We start from the raw sequence: 12,124 nt of genomic DNA on the forward strand, positions 1-12,124 counted from the left end.
TCACTGTATCGTGGTGGGCCCCTCGTTATTTAGGATTTATTCTTGTGTAGTTGCTTTGGCTGCTTCAATATCAGCTTGGGTGACCGAGATCGTAGCGAGATTGCTGCCATCAGGATTATCGTATTTTACCAAGACCTTAACATCGGGTGCAATGGCCTTAGCCCTATTTAATAAAGGCTCAACTTCTGGGATCAAAACTTGTTTTAAAGCTTCATTATCAAGATTGATATTTTGTGGTTGAGAAAAAGTATAGGTGTAAATGATCGTACTATCTTCACCTTCATCGATCGCGATATCTTTAAAAGTATCATTTTCGCCGTTGAGCTGAGCTTTAAGGGCTGGGATCTGACTTTGGGCAGTTTTGATCATTAAAGCAAAGTCTGCGGAGTTGCCTTTGGTTGATCTAGCACGTGAAAGTGAGTTTTTACTGGTCGAACTGGCTTTACTGCTCAAACTTTTAGCACTACTGGAACTGGTAGAACTGCTAGAAGAACTACTTGCAGTATCCTTTGCTTTATCATTAGAACAGGCTGTTAAACCAAAAAGGAAAAATACACTTAAAAATGCAATAAAAAACTTGTTTTTCATTAAAAAAACCTGCTTTCTTTTAAGATATATTTTCATTATATAAAGGGGGATATCGAGTACAAATCTAAAAAAATTGATATTGTACCTTTGAATGGGGACAGTTACAAATATAACTATATTATTTTAGATGTTATTGAAGCGATAATATCAATGGGATAAGAAAGGTGTTTTTTGCGAGTTTCTACCTATAATATGTAGATTATACTAAGTGGACATTTTGAGTAACTGGAACTTTCTTAAATTAATTGTTAAACTTAAACTAAAGAAAGATAAGGTAGGGGAAGCGAGATGACCGAGTTACACATTAGACATCGCAAATTATTATATTGTTTAAGTGGTTTAGGGATCGTTTTGGCAGCAGTACTGATCTATATTATTTTCAAAAATAACGAAGCGCAGTATTTACAATTTTTAGATCCTAAACATGATAAGAGTGTTTTGATGCATACATTTCGTGATCGTGGTCCTAAAGATGCACTATTGTTGATTTTATTGACGGCGGTTACTTCGGCTGTGCCAGCACTCTCAAGTTCAGTTATCTGTATTTTTAATGGTGTTTGTTTTGGGCCTGTTATCGGATTATTGATGAATATTACAGGCAATTCACTAGGAAATGCACTAGTAGCTGGCTTTTTTACTAAGTTTGATGAAAATCATGATTTTAATAAGGAAACTAAGCACCCTAATCGGATCTTAGAGCGCTTGGCTCATTTTAAGAACAAAATGGTCGCATTGATCCTAGGCTATATGATCCCGATCATCCCATCGTTTTTAGTCAATTATATGGGAGTTCGTTTGAAGATGGATTTTAGAAAGCAATTCTTATGTATCGTGATCGGTGTTTTACCGACATCATTTTTATATGCTTTTGGTGGGGATGCCATTTTTAAGGGAAATGATCTCCGGTTGATCGTCAGTGCATTGTGCATTATCTTACTGGTAGTGGGTGGTGTTACTTTCTATCGTAAAAAGCATGATGCTAAAAAAACTAATTAATGTATAGTAGTAAAGATCAGGTAGTGGGTCAGACCACTGCCTGATTTTTTTATATTTTGCGCTAAATGACGCATTTTTGTCATAAATATTTGGCAACAAGTGGAAGTTAAGATAAAATATCGACCAAAAATACGAACTTATGTTTGTTATGGGTGTTACACTATTTCATGAATGTAACAAGAATGGCTAAAAAAGCGGAATTTTCGAAAAAATAACCGTTTTTTGGCCGTTGAAAAAATTTTTTTCGAATTTTTTCAAAAAAATTTGGTCAGAATTGGTAAAAAATCGGCTTTTTTTGTCATAAAACTTGTAAAAGGTAAGAACGGCGCTATTACGGGCTTGAGTTTAAACATAGATAATTTTAGTACAAAAGTTTTGTTACTAAATATTACGAAATGTAACAAATATTACATAACCTCCATTTTAGGTAAAGTTTTTGGTACTTTAATGTCACAAACAATCCGTATACTATTCATTGTTAGCTCGCAGGGAGCTAAAAAGCTTTGAGCTTTGGATGTTATTAGAAAAATAAATAATTGAATTTAAAAACATATAAGTAGAAGAATTTTACAGGAGTGAATATATTTTATGAATTTAAATAAGGTTTTATTGTCAGCCGCAACAGTCGTAGGTTTTACCGCTGCTACAGCAGCTGCCGCAAATGCAGATACAGTAACAGTTAATGCAGGTGATACACTTTCACACATCGCATTGCGTAATAACACAACAGTTGAAGCTCTTCAACAATTAAACAACTTAGAAAACATCAACTTGATCTTCCCAGGTCAAAAGATCGAAGTTGGCGGTCAAGCACAAACAGTTGAACAAGCACCAGTTGTAGCTGCTCAACCAGCACAAACAACACAAACAACTCAAGCTGACCAAGCTCAACAAGTGGCTCAAGCCCAAGCTCAAGCAGCAGTTGAAGCACAACAAGCAGCAGCGCAAGCACAAACCCAAGCAGCCGCTCAAGCTCAAGCTGCAGCACAACAAGCAGCCCAAGCAGCAGCAGTTCAACAAGCAGCACAAGGTCAAAGCTACACAGCTACTCAACAACAAACAACAAATACGACCGGTAACGGTGATGAAGCAGCTGCTCGCGAATGGATCGCAGGTAAGGAATCCGGTGGTTCTTACACAGTAACAAACGGTCAATACATCGGTAAATACCAATTATCAGCTTCATACTTGAACGGTGACTACTCAGCTGAAAACCAAGAACGTGTTGCTAACAACTACGTATCTTCACGTTACGGTTCTTGGACAAACGCTAAACAACACTGGTTACAAAACGGCTGGTACTAAGATAAAATAATAATAAGTTTTAAAAGACTAGGCTCGTTCTAGTCTTTTTGTGTTATTTTTAAACTTTCACTAAATGAGCTTAATTTTCATGAAAACTGCCAAGGAAAGTATTATAATTTTAAATGATGAAATATTTAGTAACTTGAGGTGAGGATATGCGGCTTTCAACAACGCTAATTATTCTGTTGGCATGTTTGTTTGGGTTGTTGATGATCATTAGTGCGGTCAATATGCACGAAAAAGAGTCGATCATAATGAAAGTTATCTTATTTGTCATCGGTGTGTTGGCACTGATGGTCGGAGGGTATCTTTTGATTCGCGTAGTCTTATTAGGGTAAGATAAAACAAATTATTTGGTCTATAAAGCGCAATGTGGTAGTGTTAGAATGAAAGAGCTAATTATTAATTGGAGGGATCTGTATGGAAAAAGAATTTGATTTGACCCAGTTAGCGCAATATGACGGGCAAGATGGACGTCCAGCTTATGTTGCGATCGATGGTGTTGTCTATGATGTTACTGCAGTACCTGCTTGGAAGGGTGGCAAGCACCACGGGAACACAGCTGGTAACGATCTCAGTGCTGCGATCGCCCATGCTCCCCACGAAAAAGCAGTCCTAACTAAATTACCTAAAGTTGGTACACTAAAATAATACAAAAAAAAGGAAGGTTTTTTAGCCTTCCTTTTTTGTGCTCATTTTTAGAGATCAAGGGTGTTTTTTGTGCTGAAATTAAGCCCAGTCACCGTTTCTAAAGATCGGGGCTTTTGTACCATCAGCACGGATGCCGTCAATATTCATGTCAGCTGAACCCATCATGAAATCGACGTGGATCTGGCTGAGATTTAGTCCAGCCGCTGCCAATGCTTCATCATTCATCGTAGTTCCATCCTGGATACTGAAAGGATAGGCACTTCCTAACGCTAAGTGGTTGCTGGCATTTTCATCAAATAAAGTGTTGAAAAAGACGATCCCTGAACGTGAGATCGGTGAAGGGTCGGGAACAAGTGCTACTTCACCAAGGGAGCTAGCCCCAGCATCAGTTTCGACTAAATGTTCTAAGATATCTTGTCCAGAGCTAGCTTCGATCTTAGTTACATGACCAGCTTTGAATGTAAACTTGATATCTTCTAGAATATTGCCTGCATAGCTAAGTGGTTTAGTCGAAGTGACATAGCCGTCGATCCGATCTTTATCAGCCGCAGTGAAGACCTCTTCAGTTGGCATATTAGCCATAAATTCGATCCCCTCGACACTAAAGCTACCAGCACCTTCCCAAATATGGTTTTTAGGTAATCCAATAGTCAAGTCGGTCTTAGGGGAAGTGTAGTGGAGAGCCACGAATTGTTCGTCATTGAGCCATTTAGCTTTATTACGCAAGGTTTGATCGTGTTCTTGCCACGCTTTGATCGGGTCTTTTTGATCGATCCGACAAGTCTTAAAGATCTCCTCCCAAAGACGGTCGACGGCTTCAGTATCACTTAGATCAGGGAAAACTTTTTTGGCCCAAGCTACATCTGAAGCAGCAACGACAGTCCAGGTAAGGTCATTGTTTTGGGTCGCTTTACGTACATTTAAAAGAGCTTTTCCCATCGCAGCCTGGTTTTTAGCGATCCGTTTGGGGTCGATCCCACTAAATGCATCGGGGTCTTCAGAGATCACTGATATCCGTGCGGCATGCTTATCCACGATATAATCTGCTTCAGCGCTTACGTAGGCTGGGATGTTTTCTAGGCGTTCTTCTGAAGCATGGGCTAAAAATTGCCGGCTAGTGAAGGTATCATTCCATTTAACGATAACTTCATTTGCTCCAGCAGCATAGGCTTCTTTGACGATCAAATGAGCTAATTGTTGTTGCGTCACTGAGATATATAGGACAACAGTTTGTCCAGGTTGAATGTTGACCCCCGTTTTTATGATCAAGTGAGCATATTGGGCGAGTTTATGTTCGAAATTTGCAATGGCCATAAAAATTCCTCCTTATTTTTTATCTATAATACCATAAGTAGCTTGAATTAAGGTACAATTAAATTTTTGTTTGAGCTTAACTATTGTTATAATAAGATGAAATACAAAACTTTTAGGAAGTGATGTACGTGAAAAAGCTTAAAGTGATGCCAATTTTTGGAACTCGTCCAGAAGCGATCAAGATGGCACCATTGATTTTAGAATTAAAAAAACGTGCGGCTGAATTTGAAACTGTTGTCACTGTGACAGCTCAGCACCGTGAAATGTTAGATCAAGTACTCGAAATTTTTGAGATCACCCCTGACTATGACCTTGATGTGATGCAACCAGATCAGACGATCACAACGATCACGACTAATGTGATGAATCGTTTAGAACAAGTGATCCAAGCCGAAAAACCGGATATCATCTTAGTTCATGGTGATACAACAACGACTTTTGCTGCTAGTTTAGCGGCCTTTTACAATAAAACTGCAATCGGTCACGTTGAAGCAGGGTTACGGACTTGGAATAAGTATTCGCCTTATCCCGAGGAGATGAACCGGCAGTTGACCGATGTTTTGAGCGATCTGTATTTTGCGCCGACTCTGCAAAGTAAAGAAAATTTATTACAAGAAAATCATCCTGTAGAGCAAGTTTATGTGACGGGAAATACGGCGATCGATGCCTTAAAGCAAACGGTCGCTCAAGATTATCAACATGATATCTTGGAAAAAGTTGATTTTTCTAAAAAAGTTATTTTAGTAACGATGCATCGCCGGGAAAATCAAGGTAAACCGATGGAACAAGTCTTTAAGGCGATGAAAGATGTTGTGGCCAAGCATCCTAATACCGAGATCATTTATCCCGTCCATCTCAGTCCCACGGTGCAAAAATTAGCCCATGCTGCCTTTGATGGGGTCGAGCGCGTCCATTTGATCGACCCGCTAGATGTTGTTGATTTTCACAATTTGGCAGCCCGAAGCCATTTTATCATGAGTGATTCTGGTGGGGTCCAAGAAGAAGCTCCATCCTTGGGCAAACCTGTATTGGTCTTGCGCGATACGACCGAACGTCCGGAAGGGATCGCGGCTGGAACGCTTAAGTTAGTCGGGACTGAATACGAAAACGTCAAACGTGAAATGACGGCGTTGCTAGAAGATGAGAACCAGTATCAACAAATGGCACAAGCTAAAAATCCATATGGTGATGGGCAAGCTAGTCAGCGGATCTTAGATGCGATCGCCTACCACTTTGGTCAGTTGGCTGACCGACCACAGGATTTTAGTTGATAAAAAGCATAAATAACTAACTGACAAAGGACCCATCACGATGCAAATGCATCATGATGGGTCCTTTACTATTTATACGGTTTTAGTGGCTTTTTTATTTTTCAGAAATGCGAAAAGGCCTAAGCTAGCATATAATAGCAGCCCTAGTGCTGATAATAAAGCCCCGATCTTTAAGCCAGGTAAGTGGTAAGTAAAACTTACGTGGTGTTTTCCCTTAGTTAAGGTCGTCCCGATAAAAGCATGATTAGTCTTGATGACGGTGCGTTTTTTACCATCGACCGTAACTTCCCAGCCCTTTGAGTACGGGATCGAAGACGTCAAGATCCCTTTTTTGGTGGCGGTAATATTACCGCTAACACCATTTTTGGTCAATTTGACATCTTGTAAAGCCTGTTTTTGGAGTTGTTGGACTTGCTTATCATAGCTAGTGCCCAGCTTTTCAACGTAGATCTTTAATTTAAAACTATATGTTCCAAGTTTAGATGGCGTCAAAGTCAAACTTGCAGGTAATTCTTTGAAATAGCCACTATTTAAAGTACCCTGAGTAACAGTCTTATAAAATGATAAAGCGTTTTGCTTAGGCTGGAAGAGTTTTTCTTGCCCAAGGTCTGAAGTTACACTAAGTGAAAAACTGTTGTCCGGCGATCCTTGTAGGATGTGGTAACGGAAATATTTGTAGGAACTTAGAAGTTCATTTTTCGCTAAGATCCCTTGGGTCAGATCGTTAATTTGCTTGCGTTTTTCCAAAGCTAACTGCTCACTAAATGTGAAAGGCGTGTATTTGATCTGAGAAAAATCAAAATGTAATTCGCCTGCACCGTACTTTTCGGGTTCTTCTAACATGATCTGGTAGGTCTCATCACTATCTTGTTTTACAAGGTCTTGGGGTGAGATCACCGTTCCCCGGCTTGAGATCAAACGATAAGGGACTTCAACGACTTCAGAAGTGATGGTCGTTGTAGGATAATTTTTAGCTAGCTTATCATCGACCACGACCCCTAAAGCTAAAGCCCGTTCACGTTGGGTGGGATTTAATTTATCAGCAGTCGAAGTAGCGATCGCTTTAGACTGGAGATACAACAGTGGAAAAGCATTTTTTGTTTGATAGAGCAAAGTTTGTTGATCTTTTTTACTATTTCCATTTGGATCAGTGAGCTTTTGGGTCGTCTTAGCCAGCTCATAACCATAAGGGATTTTATTAGCGTTAGGCTGGTTGAGCAAGGCAAACAGATAGCGGACGCCTAAGAAATTATTCAATACTGTTCGGTCAGAAACTTGGCCCAAGGGAATATTAGCTTCATACTGTGAGTTTTGCATCACATTTGAAAAATCGCCTAAGGACTTAGTTTGAAGTGAGTAGTATGAATTGATCGAATAGAGTTTAGAACCTAAAACATTGTAGAGATGGTAATCTGAACCCAATTCATAATTCTTGCTCAAAGTCGAGATCCGGTAAAAATCAGTTTGCGGATCGGGCAACGCTTTGTCTAAACCAAAGAAACGCTCATTTTTTAAAGTCTTATAGGCACCAGCGGGTAACATTTCGGTCGCATAGCCACCGTTATAGGGTGCTTCAAAGTAGATAGCATTAAAGCAGACATTAGCGATCAAGGCCCATAATAATAGGTGGGCTGGTAATTTTGAGCGGATCTTGGGCATGTTTGAAGCGATCAAAATACTCCAAAAGATAAATAAAAAGACGACCGGGATGAAGAGTTTTTCATCATTTTGGAATAGATAAGTCACGCCAATATAGGCTACATAGATCAGTAGGCTATACGTAAAGCTTTTTAAGCTCTTTTGTGTGAGCTTGTGGCTATTTTTTATCAAGCAACAAACTGCTAAGGCCATCGGTAAACATGTTAGCAAAGTCCACCGATTTGACGGTGCAAGCATCCCGTTAAAAACTGCGCCGAAAAATGGAAAGAGCAACATGATAAAACTCAGCAAAAAGCTCCCAAATAATAGCGGATATTTTTTGCGTTCACATACGATATAAACGAGCGCAAAAAACGCCAAGCTAGCAAATCCTAGCGCGCTCCAAAAGTAAAAATCACGGTTAGCTCCATTGATCAGCTGACTTGGCAGTGCTAAGTAGTAATAGGGGGGATAAAACGTCAAGCCATTAGCAAATGCGCCCCCTGAACGAGTCGAGTTTTTAACAGCCAAGATCTCAGGGATGAGCATGATACTGGCACACAACAAACTGGTCAGTGTCACCAGGCCTAAATTGAAGATGACCCGGAAAATATCTTTTGGCTGATAGAGCCGACGATAGTGTGTCCAAAAGCGTAATACCAAGTAGAGCATGGCTCCGATCCCTAAGACATAGGCAAAGTAAAAGCTACTGATCAGCATCCAAGTAAAAACGAGGATCAAAGGTAAGTAAGAACGTTTTTGCAAAACTGCTTCTAACGCCACGATTATCAGTGGAAAGAGGATAAACGGGGTCGTAAAGAAGGGTTGCGCGACATTTGAATAGAGCAAAAAGGCATTAAAAAGATAGACCAATGCTCCGGCAACGATCGTCCAACGTCCAAAGTCAAAATGCTTAGCTAGATAACAAAAGGCCAATCCCGCACAGTATAACCGCAAGATGATCGTCAATTGAAAAGCTAAAGCCAGCTGACTTTTAGGGAATAGCAAAGCGATATAGGTGAAAATATCTCCAATATTATAGTAGGAATAGACTTGAAAAGCATCACTTCCCAAGCCAAAGTTCCACGCCCATTGAGTTATCCCCTGACTAGGATCTTTGAAAAAGTTTAAGACCAGCTCGCGGTATTGTTCTAGTAAAGGCAGATGTTGATTAGCACCATCTAAATGCCAGATCAAGGCGTGTCCAGTGATCAAATAAGTTCCATAGACAAAAAATGAAACCAGTAAGAAGGCCAAAGTATAGGTCAAATACAGATGTTTTAACTGTTTTTTCTCAAAGGAAAAATTCAAAGCAGTCACCTCAGATCAGTTTTTGTCATGGATCTAACTTTAAGCATTGACAGCTTGAGCTAAAGCTGCGGCAAAATCATCCAAACGTTTGATATCTTCGTCACTATCGGGTGCTAAATTGATCTTGACGTTTTGAGCTCCTTGTTTAGCCCCAGCATTTTCTAAAGCTTGTCCAAATTTATCGACTGCCAAGCCAAAATATTCACCGTAGAAAGTATCGCCAGAGCCAGCCACACCGTAAACTTTGCCAGTTAGATCGACATCGGCTAGTTCTTCGTAAAAATCGATCCCTTCATCAGGAAGTGAACCTTCATCGTAAGTATAGGGGCAGACCACACAGAGATCGACCTCTTCGAAATCAGCTGGATCGGCTTGTGAGATCTCTTCGACTTCGACGTCCATTCCTTTTTCTTCGAGTGCTTGTGCGATAATATCTGCAATATCTTCATTGTTGCCAGTGATCGTGGCAAAGACAACTTTAGCTGTAGCCATAAAATTATCCTTCTTTCATATTTAATGTTTAGTTACAAGGACTATTATACCAAAATTGATAACAAATATTTTCCCAGAAAGGATAAGATATTTAAAAACTCAAATGATAAAGGTATAATGAAAGGGTCAAAGAATTTTATGAAGGGAATTTAGATATATATGATCACATTAAAATCACCACGCGAGATCGAAGCAATGGCAAAGTCTGGTGCGATCCTAGCGGGGATGCATGTAGGCTTGCGCGACATCATCAAACCGGGGATCTCGAGTTGGGATATTGAAGAATTTGCTAGAAAGTATTTTAAAGAACACGATGCAGTTGCTGCTCAGATCGGGTTTGAAGGGTATGAATATGCAACTTGTGTCAGTGTCAATGATGAGATCTGTCATGGCTTCCCACGTAAGAACTTGATCTTAAAAGAAGGCGATTTGGTAAAAGTCGATACAGTAGTGGACTATCATGGAGCGTTTAGTGATTCTTGCTGGAGTTATGTAGTGGGCAAAGCAACACCAGAAGTTGAACGCTTGATGGAAGTGACAAAAAAAGCGATGTATCTTGGGATCGACCAAGCAAAAGTCGGTAACCGGATCGGCGATATCGGGGCTGCGATCCAAAAATACGTTGAGGAAGAAAATGGTTATGGCGACGTTCGTGAATTCATCGGTCACGGGATCGGGCCAACAATGCATGAAAGTCCAAATGTACCGCATTATGGTGAAGCAGGTAAGGGCGTTAGATTGCGTGAAGGGATGACGATCACGATCGAACCGATGGTCAATATCGGTGACTGGCGGGCTGATATGAGCGATCCAGATGGTTGGGTCGCTCGGACTGCTGATGGTAGTTTGTCTTGCCAATATGAGCATACGATCGTGATCACTAAGGATGGTCCTAAGATCTTGACCTCACAAGATCCAGATATTGATGCAAAATATCTCTACCATCCATAGTGGGCTGTTAAAAGAGATAGTAGAGTGAGGCGTAATTTTTCGAATTGTGTTATAGCTTGTAAATCTGGGTAACACTGGTATAATTAAATTTGGAATGCTCAAGCGTTACCATTGTGACTATAGTGGGACGTAGAAAATTTTAAAGAGGTATTATTAAATGAAAGTAAGAAAAGCAGTTATTCCTGCCGCTGGTTTAGGGACACGATTTTTGCCTGCAACTAAGGCTTTGGCTAAAGAAATGCTGCCAATCATCGATAAACCAACGATCCAATATATCGTTGAAGAAGCTAAAAAATCTGGGATCGAAGATATCTTGGTCGTGACCGGTAAAGGTAAACGTCCGATCGAAGACCACTTCGATTCAGTTCCTGAATTGGAACAAAACTTAAAGGAAAAGGGTAAGACTGAGTTGTTACGTCTAGTCGAACAAACGACTGATATCAACTTGTACTTTATCCGCCAATCACATCCACGTGGCTTGGGTGATGCAGTTTTAATGGCCAAAGACTTTGTGGGCAATGAGCCATTTGTGGTCATGCTCGGTGATGATATCATGGAAGACAAAGTGCCATTGACAAAACAATTGATGAATCGCTACGATGAAACACATGCTTCAACTTTAGCTGTCATGAAAGTGCCACACGAAGAAGTCAACAAGTATGGTGTCATTGATCCAACTTCGGAAACCAAACCTGGCTTATACGATGTTAAACAATTCGTTGAAAAACCAGATGTTGATAAGGCTCCATCTGATTTGGCGATCATTGGGCGTTACTTATTGACCCCAGAGATCTTTACGATGCTTGAAACTCAAGAACCAGGCGCTGGTAACGAGATCCAATTGACAGATGCGATCGATCGCTTGAACAAGATCCAACGCGTATTTGCACACGAGTTCAAGGGTCAACGTTACGATGTTGGTTACAAGTTTGGCTATCTTAAGACTTCGATCCAATTTGGTTTGCGCCACCCAGAAGTACAAGCTGAATTGAAAGAATATATCAAAGAATTAGGCAAGACACTTAAATAGTCGAAAAAAGCTGGGGCTGATCCCAGCTTTTTTAATTTCAGCTAAGGGGAGGAATTTTAGATGACACGTAGACATCATCACGACAAACGCAGTCGACGTGGTTTAGCGTTAGTATTGAAAATAGGGGCGGCTGTGCTAGTTGTATTATTAGTATGTGTTATTGCATGGAAAAATGAGACGGTCCATAGTAGATTAGTTAGTGCTTTTGGTGATAATGAAAAGTTGCAAAAAGCAGAATATGACAAGCAACGAGCACTGGCGGCTAAAAAATATGGTTCTTCGACAAAAGAAGAAGCAAAAGTAGTGGATAAAGAGTCTGTTAAAGCAGATCCAAGCCAAAGCTCAACTGTGAAAAAAGCTAGTGAAAGTGAGCGTTCAAGTTCTAATTCTAATTATGGTACGTATACTGTCCAGTCAGGGGACTATCTCTCAACGATCGCAGCTAAGTACAATACAATGGTCCAAGAACTAATAGAGTTGAACGATCTTGAAAGTTCACGGGTAGCTGCGGGCGTGACGCTTAAAGTTCCAATGCAAGAACAACAGACGTCAACGCGTAGTGCTGCAACAGAGTAAA

At 40.3% G+C, this 12,124-nt stretch carries 12 protein-coding genes; 8 read left to right on the top strand and 4 right to left on the bottom strand.

Annotation, left to right across the window (positions count from 1 at the left end):
• Positions 1-36 precede the first annotated feature (36 nt).
• Positions 37-588 (bottom strand): hypothetical protein, encoded by a 552-nt coding sequence (locus ABT996_RS07130; protein ID WP_052006364.1) that lies wholly within the window; start codon positions 586-588, stop codon positions 37-39.
• A gap of 288 nt (positions 589-876) precedes the next feature.
• Between ABT996_RS07130 and ABT996_RS07135 the strand changes: the two genes are divergently transcribed.
• The 4 genes from ABT996_RS07135 (at position 877) to ABT996_RS07150 (ending at position 3,540) form a co-directional block, all read left to right on the top strand.
• A complete protein-coding gene (locus ABT996_RS07135) occupies positions 877-1,584 on the top strand; it encodes a TVP38/TMEM64 family protein (protein WP_010688461.1) in 708 nt (235 codons plus the stop codon).
• Between the two features lie 588 nt (positions 1,585-2,172).
• Positions 2,173-2,889, top strand: coding sequence for an aggregation-promoting factor (gene apf / locus ABT996_RS07140; protein WP_035448417.1), 717 nt, complete (start codon positions 2,173-2,175; stop codon positions 2,887-2,889).
• A 155-nt stretch (positions 2,890-3,044) separates the two neighbouring features.
• Positions 3,045-3,227 (top strand): hypothetical protein, encoded by a 183-nt coding sequence (locus ABT996_RS07145; protein ID WP_035448415.1) that lies wholly within the window; start codon positions 3,045-3,047, stop codon positions 3,225-3,227.
• Positions 3,228-3,309: 82 nt separating this feature from the next.
• The gene (locus tag ABT996_RS07150; RefSeq protein WP_035448413.1) at positions 3,310-3,540 is read left to right on the top strand and encodes a cytochrome b5 domain-containing protein; all 231 of its coding nucleotides are present in this window, start codon (positions 3,310-3,312) and stop codon (positions 3,538-3,540) included.
• 78 nt (positions 3,541-3,618) lie between these two features.
• On the opposite strand, the gene ABT996_RS07155 is transcribed toward ABT996_RS07150, so the two are convergent.
• On the bottom strand, positions 3,619-4,854 hold the full coding sequence (locus tag ABT996_RS07155; RefSeq protein WP_035448411.1) for an aminopeptidase: 1,236 nt from the start codon (positions 4,852-4,854) through the stop codon (positions 3,619-3,621).
• Positions 4,855-4,982: 128 nt separating this feature from the next.
• On the opposite strand from ABT996_RS07155, the gene wecB reads away from it, so the two are divergent.
• A complete protein-coding gene (gene wecB, locus ABT996_RS07160; RefSeq protein ID WP_035448409.1) occupies positions 4,983-6,125 on the top strand; it encodes a non-hydrolyzing UDP-N-acetylglucosamine 2-epimerase in 1,143 nt (380 codons plus the stop codon).
• A 72-nt stretch (positions 6,126-6,197) separates the two neighbouring features.
• On the opposite strand, the gene ABT996_RS07165 is transcribed toward wecB, so the two are convergent.
• Positions 6,198-9,074, bottom strand: coding sequence for a YfhO family protein (locus tag ABT996_RS07165; protein ID WP_035448408.1), 2,877 nt, complete (start codon positions 9,072-9,074; stop codon positions 6,198-6,200).
• 39 nt (positions 9,075-9,113) lie between these two features.
• Positions 9,114-9,566, bottom strand: a complete 453-nt coding sequence (locus tag ABT996_RS07170; protein ID WP_010688454.1) for a flavodoxin — start codon at positions 9,564-9,566, stop codon at positions 9,114-9,116.
• 159 nt (positions 9,567-9,725) lie between these two features.
• Between ABT996_RS07170 and map the strand changes: the two genes are divergently transcribed.
• From map to ABT996_RS07185, 3 genes are all read left to right on the top strand, one after another.
• Complete coding sequence (map, locus tag ABT996_RS07175) at positions 9,726-10,517, top strand: type I methionyl aminopeptidase (RefSeq protein WP_035448406.1); 792 nt, start codon at positions 9,726-9,728, stop codon at positions 10,515-10,517.
• A 157-nt stretch (positions 10,518-10,674) separates the two neighbouring features.
• On the top strand, positions 10,675-11,547 hold the full coding sequence (gene galU / locus ABT996_RS07180) for a UTP--glucose-1-phosphate uridylyltransferase GalU (protein WP_035448404.1): 873 nt from the start codon (positions 10,675-10,677) through the stop codon (positions 11,545-11,547).
• Between the two features lie 60 nt (positions 11,548-11,607).
• Positions 11,608-12,123 (top strand): LysM peptidoglycan-binding domain-containing protein, encoded by a 516-nt coding sequence (locus ABT996_RS07185; protein WP_052006363.1) that lies wholly within the window; start codon positions 11,608-11,610, stop codon positions 12,121-12,123.
• Position 12,124: the final 1 nt, after the last annotated feature.

It is taken from the genome of Ligilactobacillus sp. RTP31139st1_D10_RTP31139_211217 (assembly GCF_040226755.1).
In the GTDB taxonomy this organism is placed as follows: domain Bacteria; phylum Bacillota; class Bacilli; order Lactobacillales; family Lactobacillaceae; genus Ligilactobacillus; species Ligilactobacillus animalis.

What these genes read in the sequence shown, in the direction of transcription:
- ABT996_RS07130 (WP_052006364.1), bottom strand. Translation starts at nt 588, where the DNA reads ATGAAAAACAAGTTTTTTATTGCATTTTTAAGTGTATTTTTCCTTTTT.
- ABT996_RS07135 (WP_010688461.1), top strand. Translation starts at nt 877, where the DNA reads ATGACCGAGTTACACATTAGACATCGCAAATTATTATATTGTTTAAGT.
- apf (WP_035448417.1), top strand. Translation starts at nt 2,173, where the DNA reads ATGAATTTAAATAAGGTTTTATTGTCAGCCGCAACAGTCGTAGGTTTT.
- ABT996_RS07145 (WP_035448415.1), top strand. Translation starts at nt 3,045, where the DNA reads ATGCGGCTTTCAACAACGCTAATTATTCTGTTGGCATGTTTGTTTGGG.
- ABT996_RS07150 (WP_035448413.1), top strand. Translation starts at nt 3,310, where the DNA reads ATGGAAAAAGAATTTGATTTGACCCAGTTAGCGCAATATGACGGGCAA.
- ABT996_RS07155 (WP_035448411.1), bottom strand. Translation starts at nt 4,854, where the DNA reads ATGGCCATTGCAAATTTCGAACATAAACTCGCCCAATATGCTCACTTG.
- ABT996_RS07170 (WP_010688454.1), bottom strand. Translation starts at nt 9,566, where the DNA reads ATGGCTACAGCTAAAGTTGTCTTTGCCACGATCACTGGCAACAATGAA.
- map (WP_035448406.1), top strand. Translation starts at nt 9,726, where the DNA reads ATGATCACATTAAAATCACCACGCGAGATCGAAGCAATGGCAAAGTCT.
- galU (WP_035448404.1), top strand. Translation starts at nt 10,675, where the DNA reads ATGAAAGTAAGAAAAGCAGTTATTCCTGCCGCTGGTTTAGGGACACGA.
- ABT996_RS07185 (WP_052006363.1), top strand. Translation starts at nt 11,608, where the DNA reads ATGACACGTAGACATCATCACGACAAACGCAGTCGACGTGGTTTAGCG.